We start from the raw sequence: 20,826 nt of genomic DNA, 5'->3' as shown, positions 1-20,826 counted from the left end.
GGCTTATTATCCACGACGGCCTCCCTTCTTCTTACGATCACGCGTAAAGAACATCGTTGCAGCCATGGCAATAATCAAAATCACACCAATTGTTGAACCCATTCCCCAGTTTTGCGTCACCAAGAAGTGCTCTTCAATGGCAGTACCCAGCGTAATGACGCGGTTTCCACCAATCAAACGGGTAATCATGAATAGTGATAGCGTTGGGATGAAGACGGCTTGAATACCAGCCTTCACACCACCCATTGACATTGGAATAATGACCTTCGTCAACGTTTGCCATGGTGTTGCCCCCAAATCACGAGCTGCATTAATCAAGCTGCGATCCAATTCAACCAATGAGTTGAAAATTGGCATAATCATGAATGGAATTTCAATGTACGCCGCAACAATCATAAATGATGCATCTGTAAACATGATTTGGTGAGGGCCGATACCGATAAAGCTGAGGAAGTTATTAACTGTCCCTGTCTTAGAAAATAGCCCAATAAATGCATATGCCTTAAGCAATAGGTTGACCCATGTAGGCAAAATAACAAGCAACAGCCACAATTGTGCGTTCTTCAAACGGCTCATAATGTAGGCCATTGGGTATGAAATCAACAAGGTAATTGCCGTCACAACGAAGGCAAAGAATACCGAGTTGAACGTCATACGAAGATACGTCCCTGAACTAAAGTAGGTCGCATAATTGTCGAACGTGAAGTGTCCATAAATGTTTCCAAATGATTGGATAACCAATAGGACAACTGGCGCAATGACAAAGAGAACGAGCCACAAGTAGTATGGAACCGTGTAGCTGATTGTTCCCTTATTCTTCATTTGCAGCCCCTTCTTCCTCTTCAGCGTCCTCGTATTGCTCCAAACGTGCATCGAAGTCTTCTTCAGATTCGTTCAAACGCATAATGTGAATATCTTCTGGGTCGAAGTACAAACCACGACGCTCACCAATAACAGCTGGGTTTGTCGCTTGAATTTGCCATTCGTTTTGGTCATCATCGTACGCCGTAATTTCGTAGTAGTCACCACGGAATGATTGGTCATCAATCGTTACGACCAGCTTACCTTCTTCTTCAGACACCAAGTCCAAATCTTCCGGACGCAAAACAACTTCAACTTGTTCGTTAGGACGCATACCACCGTCGACGTTTTCAAATTCCTTACCGGCAAATGAAACCAAGTAGTCTTCACGCATCACACCCGGCACGATGTTTGATTCACCAATAAAGTCCGCAACGAAGTGGTTGATTGGTTCATCGTAGATATCAACTGGCGTTCCATTTTGAACGATTTCTCCCTCATTCGTAACGAAAATCCAGTCAGACATCGCCAACGCTTCTTCTTGGTCGTGGGTAACGAAGATAAACGTAATGCCCAAACGCTTTTGGATTTCACGCAATTCGTATTGCATATCCTTACGCAACTTGTAGTCCAACGCTGACAATGGTTCGTCTAGCAACAAGACTTCTGGGTCGTTAGCCAACGCGCGCGCAATCGCAACACGTTGTTGTTGACCACCAGAAAGCTCTGAAATTTCACGGTCCTCGTAGCCACCCAACTTGACCATTTCAAGCATTTCAGCGACCTTCGCCTTAATTTCATTCTTTGGCTTTCCTTTAATAGACATTCCAAAGGCGACGTTCTCAAATACGTTCATATTTGGGAACAATGCGTAGTTCTGGAAAACCGTATTTACACGGCGCTTTTCAGCTGGAACATCGTTAATACGTTCCCCTTCAAACAGGATGTCACCTGATGAGGCCTCCAAGAAGCCGGCAATCAAACGCAAAATCGTTGTCTTACCTGATCCTGAAGGGCCCAACAAGGTGTAAAACTTCCCTGCTTCGATTTCTAAATCGACAGACTTCAATACGACTGTGTCGTCGTATTGCTTAGCCACATGCTTAAATTCAATAATGGGTTGTGCCAATTACTGAGTACCACCTTTCTTTACATAGGCTTAATTTTACCAAAAATAAGGAACTTTGTATCACTTTTCCATTCCACTTAACCGTTCTGTAAACGCCATGAAGTAAAAAGCACCAGCGAGATGCTGGTGCTTACTAGTCTAATAATCGCTGTCAGAACCCATCTGTTGGAAAGCATATTGCATAATCACCGCCGTAATAATATTGGTGAATTCCTTCTGATTCTTAATTTCTTCAGAGGTTGGCATCTTAACGGTTTGATCATCCTTGCGGGTTGTGGTTAGTTGCGTGTTGAACGCGGCCTTTTTACCTTCAACCACCGCTTCTGATGCTACTTTGACTTGATGTCCCTTATCAGCCATAGTAATCGTCAATTTAGGCTTTTCCATGTCATCAATTGATGCCGTGATGTCTTTCCAAGTAGCCGCTTTAACTTTCATCATCTTAGCAGTTTCCGTTTTCTTTAGCGCTCCCACAAAGCTCTTATAGTCAGCTTTGTTCAAAGTCACCTGATACCCATCATCCACCTTCTTGAATTTTTTGCCATCCAAGTCCGTGAACCACTTGGTCATCGTCTGGGCATCCTTTTTGACGTCTTCAGGATCAACCTTACTATATGATTTGTTATCCGTTTCTAGCCAAGTGTTCTTAAGTACCTTTGCCAACTCTGGTATGTCAGTGGCCCCATCCATCTTCATAACATCACCCAAGAAACCGGCTGACACATAGGTATGCTTGGCATTCTTCTTCAAATCGTACGTAGCTGTCTGACCATCCGTCGTCACATCAGCTGTGAGAGCGATATTACTGGTCTTCTTGGCATCTTGTAACACCTTACCAGAAACACGCATATCAGATTTATCTGCCGAATCTAACTTGAAGTTATAAACGTTGTCATCCGACTTAAACATACTCATCATATGTGATGCAAACTGCGCTTTCGCCGTGCGTGTCACGCCATAGCCAATCCCACCAGCCACAGCAGCAACAACGATAACACCACCAGCTACAATCTTCTTATTCATAGACTAAGCCCCCCATCATTCTTATGGTCATAGTTTAACAGCACAAAACAAAAAAGGATGAAGATAACTCTTGCGAATTATCTTCATCCTTAATTTTCATCTTAATATTGTAAGCAGTCGCTTGTAATTAAAAATTACTCAGCGTCTGAACCCTTACCGTACTTTGAGATGATGTCGTCTTGCACGTTCTTAGGAACAGCTTCGTAGTGATCGAATGCCATTTGGAACGTTCCACGTCCTTGCGTAGCTGAACGCAAAGTCGTTGCATATCCGAACATTTCTGATAGAGGAACCTTAGCGTGGATCATCATTGAGTTACCACGTTGCTCTTGTCCTTCCAACAAACCACGACGGGCTGAAACGTGACCCATTGCATCTCCCAAGTTATCCTCAGGAACAACGATGTCAACCTTCATGATTGGCTCCAAGATAACGGCACCAGCAGTCTTTGCAGCTTCCTTCAAAGCCAATGATGCAGCAATCTTAAAGGCAGCTTCTGATGAGTCGACATCGTGGTATGAACCATCGTACAACTTAGCCTTCAAGTCAACCAATGGGAATCCAGCCAAAGGACCGTTGTTCAATGAGTCCTTCAAACCAGCTTCAACTGAAGGGATGTATTCACGAGGAACCACACCACCAACGATGGCATCTTCGAACTCGAATCCAGCACCTTCTTCGTTTGGTGAGAATTCAATCCAAACGTCACCGTATTGTCCCTTACCACCTGATTGGCGCTTAAAGTAACCACGGGCTTGAACAGTTTGCGTAAATGCTTCACGGTAAGCAACTTGTGGCGCACCAACAGTAGCTTCAACGTTAAATTCACGACGCAAACGGTCAACGATGATGTCCAAGTGCAACTCACCCATTCCTGAGATCAACGTGTCACCAGTTTCTGGGTTCGTCTCAGCACGGAATGATGGGTCTTCTTCAGCCAACTTTTGCAAAGCAGTTGACATCTTGTCTTGGTCAGCCTTCGTCTTTGGCTCGATAGCCAATTGGATAACTGGGTCAGGGAACTCCATTGACTCCAAGATCAATGGGTGATCCGTAGCAGTCAATGAGTCACCAGTAGTCGTATCCTTCAAACCGATCAAAGCAGCGATATCACCTGAGAACACTTCTTCGATTTCAGTACGGTTCGTAGCGTGCATTTGTAGCAAACGACCAACGCGCTCACGCTTTCCCTTAGACGTGTTCAAAACGTATGAACCTGACTCCAAAGTACCAGTGTAAACACGAACGAAAGTCAAACGACCAACGAATGGGTCCGTCATAACCTTAAATGCCAAAGCCGCAAATGGCTTGTCATCGTCGGCAATCAAGTCAACTTCTTCGTCAGTATCTGGGTCCGTAGCAACATAAGGCTTAACATCCAATGGTGATGGCAAGTAGTCAACAACCGCGTCAAGCATCATTTGCACACCCTTATCCTTGTAGGCAGAACCTGCAAGAACTGGGTAGAATTGCAATGAAATCGTTGCACGACGGATAGCAGCCTTCAATTCAGCTTCTGAAATCTCTTCTCCGCCCAAGTACTTGTCCATGATTTCGTCATCAACATCAGCGATGGCTTCAACCAATTCGTTGTACTTCTCTTCTGCCAATTCAGCATAGTCAGCAGGGATTTCGCGCTTCTCCCACTTCTCACCCAATTCGTCGATTGGGTACAAAGCAACCTTTTCGATCAAGTCGATGATGGCCTCAAAGTCATCTTCGGCACCGATTGGCCATTGAACAGCCTTAGCGTTAGCGTCCAAACGTGACTTCAATGAGTCAACTGACATTTGGAAGTCAGCACCCATCTTGTCCATCTTGTTAACAAAGACGATACGAGGTACTTCGTACGTCTCGGCTTGACGCCAAACAGTTTCAGTTTGTGGCTCAACACCGGCAGCACCGTCAAGAACGGCTACGGCTCCGTCAAGAACACGCAATGAACGCTCAACTTCGATAGTGAAGTCCACGTGTCCTGGAGTGTCGATGATGTTAACACGGAATGGTTCCTTGTCGTATTGGTCGTGGAATCCACGCCAAACGGCAGTCGTGGCAGCAGATTGGATCGTGATTCCACGTTCCTTTTCTTGCTCCATGAAGTCCATTTGTGAAGCTCCGTCGTGAGTCTCACCAATCTTGTGGATCTTACCAGTGTAGTACAAAATACGCTCAGTCGTCGTCGTCTTACCGGCGTCGATGTGCGCCATGATACCAATGTTACGAGTACGTAGCAATGGGTATTCACGCTTGTTAGCCATGAGTATTTCTCCTTGAAATTCTATTACATCCAACACAATGTTAATGCGTTAGTACTATTATACCGTATATTCGCAAAAAATGGCTATAGTCTTCACAGACTGTAGCCATCAATTGGTTATTACCAACGGTAGTGTGCGAAGGCACGATTGGCTTCAGCCATCTTGTGCGTGTCTTCACGCTTCTTAACAGATGCACCAGTGTTGTTGGCAGCATCCATGATTTCCTTAGCCAAACGCTCATCCATCGTGTGCTCACCGCGAGCGCGTGAGTATTGCACCAACCAGCGCAATCCCAACGTTACACGACGTTCTGGACGAACTTCGACAGGAACTTGGTAGTTAGATCCACCGATACGGCGAGCCTTAACTTCCAATACAGGCATGATGTTGTTCAAAGCTTCTTCGAACACAGCCAATGGCTCTTGACCAGTAGCTTCCTTGATACGATCAAAAGCTTCGTACAAGATAGTTGAAGCAGTTCCGCGCTTTCCATCAAGCATCAAACGGTTGATCAAACGTGAAACAAGCTTTGAGTTGTAAATTGGATCAGGCAGAACTTCAGCCTGCTTAGTGTAACCCTTACGTGGCATTATTAATGTCCTCCCTTAATTACTTCTTCTTAGGACGCTTTGCGCCGTACTTTGAACGTGATTGCATACGACCGTCAACACCGGCAGTATCCAAAGCACCACGGATGATGTGGTAACGAACTCCAGGCAAGTCCTTTACACGTCCACCACGGATCAAAACAACTGAGTGTTCTTGCAAGTTGTGGCCGATTCCAGGAATGTATGCCGTAACTTCGATCAAGTTTGAAAGACGCACACGGGCGTACTTACGCAAAGCTGAGTTAGGCTTCTTAGGAGTCATCGTTCCGACACGAGTTGCAACACCACGCTTTTGTGGTGAAGAAACGTTAGTCGTCTTCTTTGATTGTGAGTTGTAACCGAAGTTCAAAGCTGGTGACTTTGACTTCGTGCTCTTTGACTTACGAGGCTTACGAACCAATTGGTTAATAGTAGGCATGTCTAAGAGTCCCCTTTCAATTTTCTATATAGTGTGTAGTCCACATTTCCAGGCGTGTCATTTAATAACCAGTCTAAAAACGTAGCTGAATGGTACTTCTCGTTCACGAGTTCAGCACGTCGCGTAACACGCAAACACCCTGCTCACTAAAAGCACAAGTAATAATATAACACTGCATTCTCGATTATGCAACCCTTTTTACCAATTAAAAATGCCTATATATGGGCATTCAGTTTGCAAACAATTCCGGGCGTGTCATTTTTGGAAAATCCGCTGTTTTCAAGCTCTTTCTTACTATAAAACAACGGAGGTTTTCGCATGTCTGTATTCGACCTGCCCTTTATTATCGCACTTTGTTCACTAACTGTTCAAGATTTGAAGCGCTGTTTGATTGATTCTAGATTATTATTACCCGCATTTGTTTTGGGTGTTACACATCACGACTCACATCCACTAGCTGCATTCTTAGTCTATATTTGCGCCCTAATAATAAATCACCATTACCACGAAAAATTTCTTGGTAATGGTGATTTGGATGTTATTTTTGTTGGCGCACTCTACCTGCCGGCTGATCAGATCCCACTATGGCTAACAATTAGTTGTGGTTGCCATTTGCCGATCAGCCTCTGGCAACCGAAGACGCCTTTGCCCTTCCTACCAGCATTAACGATTGGATTTCTAGCGTTAGAAGTAATCAGCCAATACGGGTTGTTGGCGCGCTAATAGGGCATCTAAAGGTTCAAAATCTTCAGGCGTACCAGTTTGTAAGTCACCCGTTAATAGCAGACTAGACAATCGTTTGTAGCCCATCAACCATTGTGTAAACGCCTGAATGCTACCTGATAATTGTGGGGATTTAGTTTGGACAATCCGTTCTAAGTTGCCCCCACGCAACTCAAAGCGTCCACCATTCCATGGTGCGGTCTCATCTTGGACGTCGAACGCCACCGTCTCCGGCACATCTAATTGCAAAACTTTAAATAACGCTGGCAAATTCACGATGCGAGCTTGCATATATGGCTTAATAACCGCTTCATATTTCGGCTCTGTCATCATTTGAACAACTGGTACGGCCGTTATGTCTGCCGTAGGTGCTTCGTACATAAACCTATCGAACGAGCCCGCATGGCTACCAATGAAGCGCGTCAATCCTTGCAACGCTTCTGCCGTTAGATTAACCCATTCGCGAATCACAAACGTCATCTCGTGGAACTCGTACATTACATAGCCCTGGGCAACGCCTTCTGCGTCTCGATATATAGCGAACTTTGTCTGAGGCGTTTTCATGTTGAAATAGTAACGCCACCACCAATCTTCACGCGCAACCGCCCCGTGTTCGAAAGCGTCGGCCTCGCGGTACACAAGCTTCATCGGCTCAATTGCGCGGTCGAACGGCAAACGTTCAACAGTTCCCGATGTACGCTTACCTTGTGGAAAATCAGTGGCTTGCCATTCAATATCTGCATGATCAAATACTTGTGCGTAACCAAAGCGACCATAAAAGCCGTATGAAAAAGGCGCCAAGTAACTGACCACTTCGCCTGCATCATAAGCATCTTGCAATGATTGCATCATTAAGCGTGAGGCAGCCCCATTACCACGATACTCTGGATAACTTGCGACGTTACCAATGCCATTACCGGCAACTAGTTGATGACCCATTCGCACGTTAAACGGAATCCGTGTCACTTGACTGGTTAGTTGATTATTGTCATCAAATTCACCGTAAACGGTTGTTTGCTTAAAGAATTCAGCTAAGGCATCACGTCCCCCACGTGGCTCCTTATGAAATGCATAACGATAGAGCTCATAAACGGCGTCAAAATAAGCCGCTTCAAGAATAACTGGTTGTCCCATAAAGTATTCCCCCTTATACTTAATCGCCATTATCGTATCACATTCACATGTCCAAATCTTGATTCATCCATGTAAACGAAAAAACGCACCTTGAACCCTAAAGTTCAAAGTGCGTTTTACTAAGCATTAAACCAATGCCAACAACTCAGCCTTCTTTGCAGAAGCTGGGAAGTCGATACCGTTAGCTGACAAGTAAGCCTTGATTTCAGCAACAGTGTTCTTGTCTGAAGGCTTTTCTGATGAAACAACCTTCTTAGCAGCCTTAGGAGCAGCGGCGTTAATCTTAACACCCTTTTCTGAAGTAGCTGCTGAAGCTTCGCGAACAACTTGACCGTTGTCTGCCAAAGCCTTCTTAGCTGCGTCTGCCAAAGCTGAGAAAGCTTCGAAGTCAGAAACAGCCAAGTCTGCCAACATCTTACGGTTCAAAGTTGAACCCATCAATGACAAACCGTTCATGAAACGTGAGTATGACAAACCGTTCATACGTGCTGCAGCGTTAATACGTGCAATCCACAACTTACGGAAGTTGCGCTTCGTTTGCTTACGGTCACGGAATGCATAGAACCATGACTTCCAAACTTGTTGCTTAGCAACCTTGTAGTTGATGTGACGTTGACCACGGTAACCCTTGGCCAACTTGATCATCTTCTTGCGACGTGCGCGCGTAACAGTACCACCCTTAACTCGCATGGGTATTTCCTCCAGTAATTTCTATAAATTTCTAATTCAGAACCGATAAATAATTTAAAGTTAAAACTTCAAATTAACGGCTCAACATGTGAACGTAAGTCTTCAACGTCGTGTTGTTCATCATTGAAGTTCCACGTAGTTGACGGCGTTGCTTCTTAGTCTTACCGTGGAAACGGTGTGACGTAAAGGCGTTACCTGACTTCAAACCACCGTTAGCAGTCTTCTTGAAACGCTTTGCTGAAGCGCGGTGTGTCTTAAACTTAGGCATTGATATGTCCTCCAAACTTGGTTTAATTACTTAGTTTCCTTGGGTGCAAGCACCATAAACATGCTGCGCCCTTCCATCTTTGCTCTAGATTCAACTTTTGCAATCTCCTCTAGATCAGTTGCAAATCGGTCCATCACTTCACGCCCGATTTCCTTGTGCGTGATAGCACGACCGCGGAAACGGATTGAAACCTTGACCTTGTTACCCTTCTCCAAGAACTTAACAGCGTTCTTCTTCTTGGTGTTAAAGTCGTTGTCATCAATCGTTGGGCTCAAGCGAACTTCCTTGATGCTGACGATTTTTTGGTTCTTACGTTGTTCGCGTTGCTTCTTTTGACTATCGAAACGGAACTTTCCGTAATCCATAATCTTAGCAACTGGTGGCTTGGCATTAGCTTGAACCAATACCAAATCCAACTCTTGCTCGTCGGCGATTGCTTGCGCTTCCGCCTTAGGCATAATTCCTTGGTCACCGTCGTCGGTGATCAAGCGAACTTCACGAGCTCGAATGCGATCATTAATTAAATCTTGTTGTTGTTGTGGTTGGCGCGCGTTTGCTATGGTCCTTACCTCCGAAAAAACTTGAAATAAAGTAAAAGCGGATTATCGCGACACACGATAACCCGCCATTCATCAATCAATAATGAGTGATTTACCCGATGAGGTAAACTCATCAAGGTGAACAACGGGGTCGCTGTTACTTTATTTCTCTAACAGTTAAATAGTATATAGCCTTATTCTCCAAGAGTCAAGGCTTTGTTCAAAATTCCGTTAATAAACTTTCGTGATGAATCATTCGTAAAGTCGTGAGCCAATTGTAGGGCTTCGTTAACGGCAATCTTGGCTGGCGTTTCAGTGTACTTTACTTCATACAATGCCAAACGCATCAATACGATGTCGGCCAAGTTTAGACGATCAAGCGTCCAACCATCAGCCAAGTGTTCTGAAATCGTCAAATCGAACTCATCTTGGTGGTCAATGATGCCATTAACCATATCCAACAAGTCCGTTGGCAATTCATCTTCCCAAGTAATTTCTGGATCACCATCAAGTACTTGTTGGAGAACTGCCTCGACTTCTGCATCAGGATTCATTGCCAATCCGAATACAGATTGAAATGCGGCTTGTCGCAATTGGTGTCGGTTCAATGTTGCCATTATGCTTCAGTTCCTTCCGTCTCGTTGTCATCACCAAACAAGTTGTTTGGATCAACAGTCAACGTTGGCTTCGTTGAAACAACACCTTGGATGTGCACGTTTACCTTCGTCACTTGCAATTCAGTCATTGCAGCAACTTGTGTCGTAACACGTTCTTGGATTGCGTGGGCAACCCTAGGTACGCTAACACCGTAGTTCAAGTAAACGTAAACGTCTACTTCCAATCCATCTTCGCCTTGCTTCAATTCAACACCCTTACCGTGAACACGGCGACCGAATGCTTCTTGAGCACGCTCTGAAAATGAACCACGCAAGCGAGCAACACCCTCAACTTCTTGTGCTGCAAGCCCAGCAATGATTTCAAGAACGCGAACGTTAACACGCGTCTCGCCTGAAATATCGCTTGGGTGCGTCAATACAATGGTTTCTTCTGCCATGGAACTTTCCTCCTTCAAAATGAAAGCGCCGGCCGGCTGCCGGTCGGCGCTTTCAACAGTATATTTATTATACCTGATTTTACTTGTAAAAACTAGGCACGTGACGTGTATGATCCACCGTTGTCAGTGTTAACAACCAACTTGTCACCTTCGTTGATGAAGTCAGGAACAGTGATAACCAATCCAGTTTCCATCGTTGCAGGCTTACCACCACCGTTAGCAGTAGCACCCTTGATACCTGGTTGCGTTTCCTTAACAGTCAACTCAACAGTCTTTGGCAATTCAACGTCCAAGATTTCACCCTCGTAAGTAGTGATCTTAACGTTCATGTTTTCCAACAAGAACTTCAAAGCGTCTTGGATCTTGTCATCAGGAATTGAAACTTGTTCGTAAGTTTCGTTATCCATGAAGACGTGTTGGTCACCTTCAGCATACAAGTATTGCATTTCAGTCGTCTCGATGTTTGCAGTTTCAAACTTGTCACCAGGACGGAAAGTGATTTCGTTAACAGCACCCGTACGCAAGTTCTTCAACTTTGAACGCACAAAGGCTGCTCCCTTACCAGGCTTAACGTGTTGGAACTCCAACACACGCCAGATCGATTGGTTGTACTCGATCGTCAAACCAGTCTTCAAGTCATTCATACCAATAGTTGCCATGATTGAATTCTCCTAGATTTATGTCTTTCTGAATTATATTAGCAGAGTTTTTGTCTAAAAACTAGTATTGCGTGCTTTTTTGTTCGGAAAAAAGTTAGTTTGTAGTCAGTGTCCGCCAAAATAAAAAACGAAGAACCGCCAAAGCAGTTCTTCGTTATAACCTTCTATATCTTACAAACGAGCCTTCAATTCAGCCGTCAACTCTTCGTATCCTGGCTTGCCCAACAAACCAAACATGTTGCGCTTGTATGCTTCAACACCTGGTTGGTCGAATGGGTTGATACCGTTCAAGTAACCAGCAATCGCAACAGCTACCTCAAAGAAGTAGATGGCTTGTCCCAAAGCAAATTCGTTTTGCTTGTCCAACTCAACGATCATGTTAGGCACACCACCGTCAACGTGGGCCAACAACGTTCCTTCTGAAGCCGTACGGTTAACGTAGCTCATCTTCTCACCTTGCAAGTAACCCAAACCGTCGTCAGCGTCCATTTCTGGAATCACAACGTCCGTTACTGGCTCAGTCACGCGGAACAACGTCTCAAACAAATTGCGACGACCGTCTTGGATGTATTGTCCGAAACTGTGCAAGTCCGTTGAGAAGTTTCCAGTAGCTGGGAAGATTCCCTTGCCATCCTTACCTTCTGACTCACCTTGCAATTGCTTCCACCATTCACCAAATTGTACCAACGTTGGATCGTAGTTAATCAACAATTCTGTCGTATAACCCTTACGGTACAAGATGTTACGGTACGCCGCGTATTGGTAAGCTGGGTTCTTTGCCAAATCGGCATCAGCGTATTCAGCCTCACCTGCAGCCGCTCCAGCCATCAATTGCTCGATGTCACCACCAGCAGTTGCAATTGGCAACAAACCAACAGCCGTCAAAACTGAGAATCGTCCACCAACACCATCTGGCACAACGAACTCTTCGTATCCTTCTGTGTCAGCCAACGTCTTCAAAGCACCACGCTTTGCGTCAGTCGTTGCGTAGATGCGTTCGCGAGCACCTTCAACGCCATACTTCTCTTCCAACATTTGCTTGAACACACGGAAGGCAATCGCTGGCTCCGTCGTCGTACCTGACTTTGAAATCACGTTAACTGAGAAGTCACGGTCACCGATAACCTTAATCAAGCTGTTCAAGTAAGCTGGTGCAATTGAGTTTCCGGCAAACAAAACTTGTGGGAAGTCACGTTGCTCGTCTGGCAAATAGTTGTTGAAGTATTCGTTCAAGAAATCAATTGCCGCACGGGCACCCAAGTATGAACCCCCGATTCCAATAACAACCAAAACCTTTGAGTCTGATTGGATTTTCTTTGCTGCTGCTTGAATACGCGCAAATTCTTCCTTGTCGTATTCAGTTGGTAAGTGAAGCCAGTCAGTGTAGGCTGATCCAGCCCCAGTTCCCTTGTGTAGCATTTCATCCGCAACCGTAACCATTGGTTGCATCATGGCCAACTCTTGTTCCCCAACGAATTGGGCTAGCTTTGATGTATCAAACTTCAATGTCGTCATTGTAAATTACCTCATTCCCCATTAATAACTTTTGGTATAGACCAATTATACCACTTCCGAAAAAATCTTGAAAGCGGTTTCGGCAATGTTGCCTGTTTGTTTTTGAACGATTCCCCAAATAATCGTTAGACGTAAAAAAATAACGGGCACCCGTCAAACGAATGCCCGTTATTTGGATTACAAATTCTTAAATGCGTATGTCGTTGTGTATGAACGCTTCTCGCCAGCTGGCAAGACAATGTCACCAAACTCTGGGTGGTGAATAGCGTCTGACAACGTTTGCGCTTCCAAAGCAACCGCATTGTATGGGTTAGCTTCGAACCATTCCAAATCACCTTCGTGGTCAGCCACGGCTGGGTTCGTGATGAAGAAGACAACCGCATTACGGTCAGTCGTCATTTCGATTGAACGTCCTGACTTCTCGTCCGTCACAATTGCTGATGGCGTACCAGCTGGGTAAACCAACTCAAAGGCATCGTCAAACTTAGCATCGTATGCACCGTTCATCTCAGCAATCTTGTCACCAATCTTGGCTGGTGTTTGGAAGTCGAATGGCGTACCAGCCGTCTCCAACAACTTACCCGTAGGAATTTGATCCTCACGGAATTCCAGGTGGCGTGGTGACTTCAATTGCAACGTCAACTCACGTGCATCTGTATCAATCCCGGCTGGGTTGAAGTATGCGTGGCTTGTTGGGTTGTACAACGTGTCTTCGTCAGACTCAGCTGAGAAGTCCAAACGTACCTCATCGTTGTCCGTAAACGTGTACGTCAATGACGTTGGCATTGTGCCTGGGAAGTTGTCATCAGCTTCCGTCATCGTTGTCGTAAACGTAACTGAACCAGCAGCCTCATCAACCGTGAAGTCCCAGTTACGCGTTGCAAAGTTGTCTTCACCACCGTGCAAGGCGTTCTTACCTTCGTTAGCCTTCAAGTTAACCGTCTTACCGTTCAACTCGAATGATGCGCCATCGATACGGCCAGCCACACGGCCAATTGCGTTACCCAAGAAGTAAGCGTGGTCCCAGTAACCTTGTGCATCCTTGTAAGCCAAAACTAGTTCATCACCAGCCTTCGTTTGCAAGAATTGCCATGAGGCTCCCCAAGAAACCAAACCAAGCTTGTGGCCGTTAGCGTTTTCAATAACCACTTGCTTTACAACTTCACCGTTAGGCATTGTGCCCAAATCATTTACTGTAATCGTCATTTTACTGTTGTCCTTTTCATGATGTCGGCTCACAGTCTCAAAAACTTATCTCGTGAATATTTTATCATACTGAACACCGACATTCCGAGTTATTTTCAATCCAAGGTCTATACCAACTGGCATTAATCCTCATGATTAACGCGCATCAACAAATGGTACAACGCACCAAACAAGTTAGCATCATTACCAAAGCGTGCTGGTAGAATTTCTGGGGTCGTGAAGCCGTCACGAACTTGTGGGCGGCGCGCTACCAATTCTTCGTATGATTCACGAATCGTTTGGACCACGATTGGTTGTGCTGTAATACCACCACCAATTACAAAGCGCTCCAAGTCAACGACAGCTTGGATGTTAAGCAACATCAACGCAATGTCATCTGTGTAACGCTTAAAGACATCCCATGCTGGACCGTCGTGCTTGTTGATCAACTCGAATACGGCACGACCATCCTTTTTGTCTGGCAAATTATAGATTGTCGCAATCGTTGAAACCATTTGCACGGCAGATCCGACGACACCATATGAATCAGTGTCAAAGCGTGCTTCCCCACGATGCATAAAGCTTAATTCACCAGCTTGGAAGTGCGTACCCGTATGCAAACGGCCGTTCAAAATCAAACCACCACCAACACCAGTCCCCAAAACAACTGCTGCCCCGTTATCGATACCATTCAAGTTACCCAACCACAGCTCAGCAAGCGCAGCCGCCTTACCATCATTTTCAACTGCTACCGGCATATCAAGATTCAGTTCATCAACCAAGTTCACCTTATCTAGGAATGGCAAAGCACCACCTGCATAAATAGTCTCATCCGTATGTTCCACCTTACCTGGCGCACTAATCGCGACACCCTTAATACGGTAACGATACAAATCAACAATCGCGTGAACCGCGGCGACAAACTCAGCCAAACTTTCATTTGGTGTTGCCACATCGTCTTTTTCAATCAAGTTTCCTGCATGATCTAGTACGGCATACTTGATGCGCGTACCCCCAATATCAATTGCCAAATAATCATTAGCTTCCATGTTTTATTCCCCCGAATACATGTTTGCTCTAAGCATACCTGCTAGATATGGTAGAAACCGGACAAAATTGCGAAAAAAGAACCCGTCGAACGCTATGTCCGACGGGTTCTGTTACGCTTAATTTCTTATTACAAAGTCTTCAACTTGGCAATCATGATTGCACCGATGACAACCAAGATAGCTCCGATAACAACGAAGACCATTTGACGCTTTGACTTCTTCTCACCCAATAGGTAGATGGCACCGAACGTACCAACGATGATACCCGTTTGTGACAAAGTTGAAGCCGTTGCTTGACCGATGTTAGGGTTAGCCGTTGAGATAAACATGAAGACGTTACCCAAAGCCCAAACCAAACCAGTCACGATGTTCATCCAAGTTCCCTTTTGGAACATCGTCTTACCTTCCTTCATAAAGAAGATAACAATGATGAAGGCACCCAATACTTGACCAATTGATTGTGGTCCAACGATGGCCGTCATGTAGTCCAAACCGTCGTGACGGTTGTGAACTGCGTTTGAGATGTAACCAATCTTGTTCAACAAGTTAGGGAACACGAAGTACATCATGTAACCAATCGTTGAAATCAAAACGGCAACCAAACCACCCTTGAAGTCGTGTTGTGGGTTAACTTCGGCTGGTGCCTTTGAATCTGGCAAAGCCGTGAAGATGGCACCAATCACAACAGCAGCGATGGCCAACAAACCAAACGTCCACATGCGACCAGTCGTCCACTCACCCAAGACAGCCGCAGCCATCAAAGCGTTTGAAACAATTTGTCCAGCCGTTGAAAGTGGGTTACCAACTGAAACACCCAACTTCTTGAAACCAACGAATTGGCCGGCCGTTCCAACCGCCCAGAACAAACCTGAAACGAATCCGACGATCCAGATACGTGGGTTAAAGGCAAATTCCATACCAGCTTGTGGGACAACAAACAATCCCAACGTCAACATTCCAAAGACGAAGGCACCAAACGTCATTCCCAACGTTCCTTGTGCGGCAGTACCACCCATCTTAGTCGTAACAAGTCCCGTTGACCCCCAGGCCAACGCAGGAATAAGTGCAATCAAAATAGACATAGCAAAATTTCCTTCACAATCTTAAATATTTTTAGTTCATTTATCAACGAGATTTAGAATAACATAATGAAAACGTTTACACAACACTTTTTACTAACTTTTTTAAAACGTTTTCAAAAAGAATGTAACCGCTACCATCCAAACTATAGCTGGGATGCAGTCTTTTCGGGACTTCCCGTCCGTCTCGCTATCAACCTAACAAATTATAAGACAACGAATTTGAAGTACAACAAAAAAGTCCCCGTTACCGGAGACTTTTAGACTTAATTATGAAGATTAGTCGGTTTTCTTTTGCTCATCTGGAATGATGACGTGGAATGATGTGCCGACACCCGGTTGTGATTCAACCGAAATTTGACCATCATGCACTTCAATCAATTGACGAATAATCGCCATTCCCAAACCTGACTCACCCTTCTTCGTACGTGAAGGATCAGCCTTGTAGTAAAGCTCCCAAATCTTGTTGACCTGGTCTTCGGTCATGCCGATACCTGTATCAGAAATCTTGAAGTGCGCCTCACCAGCTTCGCGCCAAGCATCAATTGTAATCAATCCATTCTCAGTAAACTGGATGGCGTTGTTCACAATATTAAAGATGATTTGAATAAAGCGGTCTTGGTCAGCGAATACTGGAACTGCCGTCTTGGCGTGCAGCTTGATTTCATCCCCAGCCAAATCAGACTTACCAGACAACTGGTCAATCAAGTTTGAAATAACCGGTACTGAATCAAATTCCTTCTTCTTCAAGACAACCTTGTTCTGACGCAAACGCTCATAGTCCAAGTTGTCCTTAACCAAACGCGTCAAACGGTCGGCTTCGGCCTTAATCAAGTCATATGAGTGCATCTTTTCATCTTCTGGAATAACCCCGTATTGCAATCCTTCGACGATACCTGAAATAGTCGTCAACGGCGTACGCATCTCGTGAGACGCGTTAGCCATGAATTCCTTACGACGCTCTTCTTGCTCTTCAATTTCACGCTCTTGTTCAGCCAATGACTTGGTCATGACGTTAACGTCTTCAGCTAAGGCGCCGATTTCATCGTGACGATGCATGTTAACGGCAGCAGTATAATCACCACCCGCAACACGACGCGTTACCAATTGAATCAAACGCAAACGGTTAACAATCAATTGTGACAAGATGAAACTCAACATAACCGCGACGACAACTGATACCAAGAAGGCAATCAGCAAGTTCTTACGGAGCATGTCCATATTATCTGCCACAGTCGAGACATTCGCACGGGTAACCACCACCGCAATCAGCTTATTCTGATTGTCGAAGAACGGTTTCATCACGTCCATCGTGTTCGCAGCTGAATTATCAGCTAGATTGGCTTGCTTGGCCCCACGCTTTTGAATGATCTTGTGTTGCTTCAATTGTGCCCACTCTGCATCGGTAACGTTAGCGGTTTCCTTGGCTTGCGTCTCAGGATAAACCAACTTACGGTCATCGTTGTAAAGCGTAAAACTAATATTTTGTTGTTCTAGCAATGACGCATCTGTTTCCAAGCCCTTCGTATCGAAGTAAGCAAAGGAACCGTCGTCAGCCTTGAAGCGCATTGCCTCTTCAGCTACGGCAACCGCATAACGATTCAATTGATGATAGGTATTATCCTCAATCATCTTCGTCGTAAACTGCGTAAACAAAATGCCGACAATTACCAGAGTAGCCATGATGACCGTAAAGAAGGCCAACATTTGCTGGTACATCATTTTCATGTTGTTTTACCAAAAAACCACGCCGGGATGACGTGGTGATCTTTCGTTAATCTCTCTTATATTCTCTTCAAACTAGCTTAGGCCTTAGCAGAAGCTTCTGCCTCTTCATCAGCTGCAACGTTTGAATCGTCGAACTTGTATCCAACACCCCAAACGGTTTGGATAACTTGAGGACCAACCTTTTCGATCTTTTGACGCAACTTCTTAACGTGCGCATCAACCGTACGCTCGTCACCAAAGTACTCGTAGTCCCATACCAATTGCAACAATTGCTCACGTGAGAACACTTGACGTTGCTTCTTAGCCAAGACACGCAACAAGTCGAATTCCTTTGGCGTCAAATCTTGAATCAAGTGACCGTTCAAGTAAGCTTCACGCGTGTTTGAGTTCAACTTGAACGTACGCGTTTGTACGTCAAAGTCTTCGTGAACAGCTGGTTCTGAAGACGTTGGTTGACCTGCAGTCTCTGAACGACGGTGCAAAGCCTTGATACGTGCAATCAAAGTGATTGGGCTGAATGGCTTCGTTACGTAGTCGTCAGCTCCCATTTCCAAACCAAGCACTTGGTCTGATTCTGAATCACGTGCCGTCAACATAATGATTGGCACATACTTTGATACTTCACGAATCTTAACTGCAACTTGCATACCGCCCAAACCAGGCAAGTTCAAATCCAAGATAACCATGTCCCATGACTCTGGGTCTTCGTTGAACATCGTCACTGCATCGTTACCATCGTAAGCGTAGTGAGCGTCCCAGTTTTCCTTCTTAAAGAACATGCCCATCATTTCTGAAACGGACGTGTTATCCTCGACCATCAAAAGTTTCATATTCTTATTCCCCGTCTTAATAGTTTTTACAAAATCAATTCTTTATTTGTACACCTAACACAATAACAAAAGAAAAGCGATTATTGGGTGTTTTTCACAGAACGTCTACAAAATCTGGCGACTATTCTAAAAAACTTCACATCTTTTAAACCACTTACACGCGGATAGCTATTTTTTTATCACAGCCGTCCACAGTCCTTTATACCGTATATTATACAACGTAAATACGGAATACTTCACTCTTACTTAAAAAAAGCGGTGCAAATACGGTACGCTCCGATGTTCCGGATATACAATTCGCATTACCTGAAGAAAGGGCGTGTTTTCTATGATGAACACGCCCTTTCAATGAATGTTGTTATTTAACTATGATAATTGTGCCTGGGATGTTTCTGTTATTAATTGTTGAACACGGCGCATTGCTTGCCGGTCATGGCCAACATGATTATCCAACGTTTGCTGTAATTCATTCGCAAACGCCACAATTGCCAAGTGATTTGCGGCGCGCGTGACAGCTGAATAAATCAAATTCGTCGTAATGAATTTTGAAATCATCGGCAAGACAACAATCACATTGTCGAGCGTAAAGCCTTGAATTTTATGAATCGTTGTTGCATACCCTAAGTCTAAGTTTTCACGGACGCTGACTAACTTAGGCCCATACGAAAATGGATTAAACCCGGTCTGACTGGTTTCGTTCAAATCCACCAAAATCGGATCAGCCGTATCAACCGTCTGAACCAACACCATGTCATAACCCGGCATCACATCAACGACCGTAATCCGGTCGCCACCACGCATACGTACTTTTTCATGCGCACCACTCGCTTGGTTCGTGACATAAACCGTTTGCATCACCTGCACACGGTCACCTGGGTACAACGTCAAATCATCGCGCACCCACAACCCGACTTCCGTGCGTAATACCGGTGTCTCCACCAAAGCATTTTGCACCGCTGCATTAATCAAACGACGCAATTCATTTGTTGGCACTAGGACAACCGTTTCTTGATCCGGTTCCGCTATCAACGCGCGCTTCACCGTCTCAACCACTTGCAATAGCGCAGTTTCACTCATCGGTACGAAAGTATATGGGCGCTCCAAAAAGACATCCGGCAACACCTCGGCTGGCATCAATTCGTCCGGTGCAACAATCGTACTTGAATCACCATCCAGAATGGCATTGGCGACCGTCGCAATAATCGGCGAATTCGCACGCTTGATTTGTTGCAAAACCGGTGTGCGATTAGCCAGACCTGCCAGCACCAAGGCATTCAGCATTGGAACTGGGTCATTCTCAACAGATGGCAACTGATTTGGGTCACCCACCAACAAGATTTGCGAGCCAGTCGCTAACCCATACAAAATGGCATCAATCAGCGCCCTGACATTTGATGCAAACGCCTCATCCACAATCATCAAATCGTATGTTGGGTAACGAGCCGCCCGTTCTGGGTCATCAAAGAAATGCCCCAAGCGTGCGATTTCAGTCATCGCCTCGTGGTTACGGTATGTAAAACTGGTTGCCGTGGCAATCGTGACATGGTCAACCGGCTTCAACAGATATTCTGGCTCATGTTCGTCCAACAAATCACCGATTGCCCGCTCGACCAAACCACGTGCATTCGTTGCCGCAGCGTGCGTTGGGGTAATCAAGATAGTGTTCACATCCCCTTGTTGCGCCAAACGAATCAACCGCGCCATCATGTATGACTTACCCGAGCCAGCGCGACCCGTCACAATTTGAATCGGCGTTGGCGTATCCGCAATATTCTGCCAAACATCATGTTTCCCCGCCGTCAATGTCTCATCAGCCAACATCCCCGCAATCAATTGTTGCATCACCGCCGGCACATCATGCGGTTGTTGCAACATTTCAAGTAATGCTAACAGCCATTGATCATAATCTTGCTGGTTTTGTAACTCAGGTGGCAACTTCTCGAATATCTCGTGGGCGAACGCTTTCATCTCTGATTCCGGGGTGTGCGCCATCAAATTCGCAAAACTATTTTTCTCATAAATTTGTTCCGGTAACTTATGTCGCCAGAAATACATTTCCGTTTGTTCTTCTGGAAAACGTGCCATAACCCACACCCCTTTCGTTTTCATTCTTACTAATTATACGCAACTGCACAA

21 protein-coding genes and 1 pseudogene are annotated in these 20,826 nt (G+C 45.1%); 1 reads left to right on the top strand and 21 read right to left on the bottom strand.

The genetic code is table 11. From position 1 onward, the window contains the following. Window positions 1-6: 6 nt before the first annotated feature. The 6 genes from ACAW68_02405 to rpsL form a co-directional block, all read right to left on the bottom strand. Window positions 7-822: an ABC transporter permease gene (locus ACAW68_02405; GenBank protein XGA16438.1), complete on the bottom strand. Its 816-nt coding sequence runs from the start codon at window positions 820-822 to the stop codon at window positions 7-9. Next, a complete protein-coding gene (locus ACAW68_02400) occupies window positions 812-1,930 on the bottom strand; it encodes an ABC transporter ATP-binding protein (protein ID XGA16437.1) in 1,119 nt (372 codons plus the stop codon). The genes ACAW68_02405 and ACAW68_02400 overlap by 11 nt, the downstream gene beginning before the upstream one ends. A gap of 138 nt (window positions 1,931-2,068) precedes the next feature. Next, window positions 2,069-2,953, bottom strand: coding sequence for a hypothetical protein (locus ACAW68_02395; GenBank protein XGA16436.1), 885 nt, complete (start codon window positions 2,951-2,953; stop codon window positions 2,069-2,071). Window positions 2,954-3,087: 134 nt separating this feature from the next. Continuing rightward, window positions 3,088-5,211: an elongation factor G gene (fusA, locus tag ACAW68_02390; GenBank protein ID XGA16435.1), complete on the bottom strand. Its 2,124-nt coding sequence runs from the start codon at window positions 5,209-5,211 to the stop codon at window positions 3,088-3,090. Window positions 5,212-5,330: 119 nt separating this feature from the next. After that, the gene (gene rpsG / locus ACAW68_02385) at window positions 5,331-5,801 is read right to left on the bottom strand and encodes a 30S ribosomal protein S7 (protein ID XGA16434.1); all 471 of its coding nucleotides are present in this window, start codon (window positions 5,799-5,801) and stop codon (window positions 5,331-5,333) included. Between the two features lie 19 nt (window positions 5,802-5,820). Continuing rightward, the gene (gene rpsL, locus ACAW68_02380; protein XGA16433.1) at window positions 5,821-6,237 is read right to left on the bottom strand and encodes a 30S ribosomal protein S12; all 417 of its coding nucleotides are present in this window, start codon (window positions 6,235-6,237) and stop codon (window positions 5,821-5,823) included. Window positions 6,238-6,555: 318 nt separating this feature from the next. On the opposite strand from rpsL, the gene ACAW68_02375 reads away from it, so the two are divergent. Further along, a complete protein-coding gene (locus ACAW68_02375) occupies window positions 6,556-6,960 on the top strand; it encodes a prepilin peptidase (protein XGA16432.1) in 405 nt (134 codons plus the stop codon). On the opposite strand, the gene eis is transcribed toward ACAW68_02375, so the two are convergent. From eis to ACAW68_02300, 15 genes and pseudogenes are all read right to left on the bottom strand, one after another. Next, the gene (gene eis / locus ACAW68_02370; protein ID XGA16431.1) at window positions 6,922-8,094 is read right to left on the bottom strand and encodes an enhanced intracellular survival protein Eis; all 1,173 of its coding nucleotides are present in this window, start codon (window positions 8,092-8,094) and stop codon (window positions 6,922-6,924) included. The two genes, ACAW68_02375 and eis, sit on opposite strands and share 39 nt — an antisense overlap. A 126-nt stretch (window positions 8,095-8,220) precedes the next feature. Continuing rightward, the gene (locus ACAW68_02365; GenBank protein ID XGA16989.1) at window positions 8,221-8,298 is read right to left on the bottom strand and encodes a HeH/LEM domain-containing protein; all 78 of its coding nucleotides are present in this window, start codon (window positions 8,296-8,298) and stop codon (window positions 8,221-8,223) included. Window positions 8,299-8,370: 72 nt separating this feature from the next. Next, window positions 8,371-8,784: pseudogene (gene rplT / locus ACAW68_02360) on the bottom strand (50S ribosomal protein L20). A gap of 73 nt (window positions 8,785-8,857) precedes the next feature. Next, on the bottom strand, window positions 8,858-9,052 hold the full coding sequence (rpmI, locus tag ACAW68_02355) for a 50S ribosomal protein L35 (GenBank protein ID XGA16430.1): 195 nt from the start codon (window positions 9,050-9,052) through the stop codon (window positions 8,858-8,860). A gap of 26 nt (window positions 9,053-9,078) precedes the next feature. Next, a complete protein-coding gene (gene infC, locus ACAW68_02350) occupies window positions 9,079-9,612 on the bottom strand; it encodes a translation initiation factor IF-3 (protein ID XGA16988.1) in 534 nt (177 codons plus the stop codon). 173 nt (window positions 9,613-9,785) lie between these two features. Then, window positions 9,786-10,208, bottom strand: a complete 423-nt coding sequence (nusB, locus tag ACAW68_02345; protein ID XGA16429.1) for a transcription antitermination factor NusB — start codon at window positions 10,206-10,208, stop codon at window positions 9,786-9,788. Further along, entirely contained in the window at window positions 10,208-10,645 is a 438-nt protein-coding gene (locus ACAW68_02340; protein XGA16428.1) for an Asp23/Gls24 family envelope stress response protein, read from the bottom strand. Before ACAW68_02340 ends, nusB begins: the two co-directional genes overlap by 1 nt. Window positions 10,646-10,737: 92 nt before the next feature. Further along, on the bottom strand, window positions 10,738-11,304 hold the full coding sequence (gene efp / locus ACAW68_02335) for an elongation factor P (protein XGA16427.1): 567 nt from the start codon (window positions 11,302-11,304) through the stop codon (window positions 10,738-10,740). Window positions 11,305-11,475: 171 nt separating this feature from the next. Next, window positions 11,476-12,819, bottom strand: coding sequence for a glucose-6-phosphate isomerase (locus tag ACAW68_02330; protein XGA16426.1), 1,344 nt, complete (start codon window positions 12,817-12,819; stop codon window positions 11,476-11,478). A gap of 177 nt (window positions 12,820-12,996) precedes the next feature. Continuing rightward, window positions 12,997-14,025: an aldose epimerase family protein gene (locus ACAW68_02325; GenBank protein XGA16425.1), complete on the bottom strand. Its 1,029-nt coding sequence runs from the start codon at window positions 14,023-14,025 to the stop codon at window positions 12,997-12,999. A gap of 122 nt (window positions 14,026-14,147) precedes the next feature. Further along, the gene (locus ACAW68_02320) at window positions 14,148-15,053 is read right to left on the bottom strand and encodes an ROK family protein (GenBank protein XGA16424.1); all 906 of its coding nucleotides are present in this window, start codon (window positions 15,051-15,053) and stop codon (window positions 14,148-14,150) included. 128 nt (window positions 15,054-15,181) lie between these two features. After that, window positions 15,182-16,135 (bottom strand): GRP family sugar transporter, encoded by a 954-nt coding sequence (locus tag ACAW68_02315; GenBank protein ID XGA16423.1) that lies wholly within the window; start codon window positions 16,133-16,135, stop codon window positions 15,182-15,184. 276 nt (window positions 16,136-16,411) lie between these two features. Further along, entirely contained in the window at window positions 16,412-17,860 is a 1,449-nt protein-coding gene (locus ACAW68_02310; protein ID XGA16422.1) for an ATP-binding protein, read from the bottom strand. Between the two features lie 77 nt (window positions 17,861-17,937). Next, on the bottom strand, window positions 17,938-18,690 hold the full coding sequence (locus ACAW68_02305; GenBank protein ID XGA16421.1) for a response regulator transcription factor: 753 nt from the start codon (window positions 18,688-18,690) through the stop codon (window positions 17,938-17,940). A 366-nt stretch (window positions 18,691-19,056) separates the two neighbouring features. After that, window positions 19,057-20,775 carry an ATP-dependent RecD-like DNA helicase gene (locus tag ACAW68_02300; GenBank protein XGA16420.1) on the bottom strand — a complete coding sequence of 573 codons (1,719 nt, stop codon included), beginning with the start codon at window positions 20,773-20,775 and terminating at the stop codon, window positions 19,057-19,059. Window positions 20,776-20,826: the final 51 nt, after the last annotated feature.

The organism is Weissella confusa, from assembly GCA_041871065.1.
GTDB classification, from domain to species: domain Bacteria; phylum Bacillota; class Bacilli; order Lactobacillales; family Lactobacillaceae; genus Weissella; species Weissella confusa_A.
The sequence above is the reverse complement of the archived record's forward strand: the minus strand, read 5'-3'. Positions and strand labels throughout refer to the sequence as shown.

What these genes read in the sequence shown, in the direction of transcription:
- ACAW68_02405 (XGA16438.1), bottom strand. Translation starts at nt 822, where the DNA reads ATGAAGAATAAGGGAACAATCAGCTACACGGTTCCATACTACTTGTGG.
- ACAW68_02395 (XGA16436.1), bottom strand. Translation starts at nt 2,953, where the DNA reads ATGAATAAGAAGATTGTAGCTGGTGGTGTTATCGTTGTTGCTGCTGTG.
- fusA (XGA16435.1), bottom strand. Translation starts at nt 5,211, where the DNA reads ATGGCTAACAAGCGTGAATACCCATTGCTACGTACTCGTAACATTGGT.
- rpsG (XGA16434.1), bottom strand. Translation starts at nt 5,801, where the DNA reads ATGCCACGTAAGGGTTACACTAAGCAGGCTGAAGTTCTGCCTGATCCA.
- rpsL (XGA16433.1), bottom strand. Translation starts at nt 6,237, where the DNA reads ATGCCTACTATTAACCAATTGGTTCGTAAGCCTCGTAAGTCAAAGAGC.
- ACAW68_02375 (XGA16432.1), top strand. Translation starts at nt 6,556, where the DNA reads ATGTCTGTATTCGACCTGCCCTTTATTATCGCACTTTGTTCACTAACT.
- eis (XGA16431.1), bottom strand. Translation starts at nt 8,094, where the DNA reads ATGGGACAACCAGTTATTCTTGAAGCGGCTTATTTTGACGCCGTTTAT.
- rpmI (XGA16430.1), bottom strand. Translation starts at nt 9,052, where the DNA reads ATGCCTAAGTTTAAGACACACCGCGCTTCAGCAAAGCGTTTCAAGAAG.
- nusB (XGA16429.1), bottom strand. Translation starts at nt 10,208, where the DNA reads ATGGCAACATTGAACCGACACCAATTGCGACAAGCCGCATTTCAATCT.
- ACAW68_02340 (XGA16428.1), bottom strand. Translation starts at nt 10,645, where the DNA reads ATGGCAGAAGAAACCATTGTATTGACGCACCCAAGCGATATTTCAGGC.
- efp (XGA16427.1), bottom strand. Translation starts at nt 11,304, where the DNA reads ATGGCAACTATTGGTATGAATGACTTGAAGACTGGTTTGACGATCGAG.
- ACAW68_02330 (XGA16426.1), bottom strand. Translation starts at nt 12,819, where the DNA reads ATGACGACATTGAAGTTTGATACATCAAAGCTAGCCCAATTCGTTGGG.
- ACAW68_02325 (XGA16425.1), bottom strand. Translation starts at nt 14,025, where the DNA reads ATGACGATTACAGTAAATGATTTGGGCACAATGCCTAACGGTGAAGTT.
- ACAW68_02320 (XGA16424.1), bottom strand. Translation starts at nt 15,053, where the DNA reads ATGGAAGCTAATGATTATTTGGCAATTGATATTGGGGGTACGCGCATC.
- ACAW68_02315 (XGA16423.1), bottom strand. Translation starts at nt 16,135, where the DNA reads ATGTCTATTTTGATTGCACTTATTCCTGCGTTGGCCTGGGGGTCAACG.
- ACAW68_02310 (XGA16422.1), bottom strand. Translation starts at nt 17,860, where the DNA reads ATGAAAATGATGTACCAGCAAATGTTGGCCTTCTTTACGGTCATCATG.
- ACAW68_02305 (XGA16421.1), bottom strand. Translation starts at nt 18,690, where the DNA reads ATGAAACTTTTGATGGTCGAGGATAACACGTCCGTTTCAGAAATGATG.
- ACAW68_02300 (XGA16420.1), bottom strand. Translation starts at nt 20,775, where the DNA reads ATGGCACGTTTTCCAGAAGAACAAACGGAAATGTATTTCTGGCGACAT.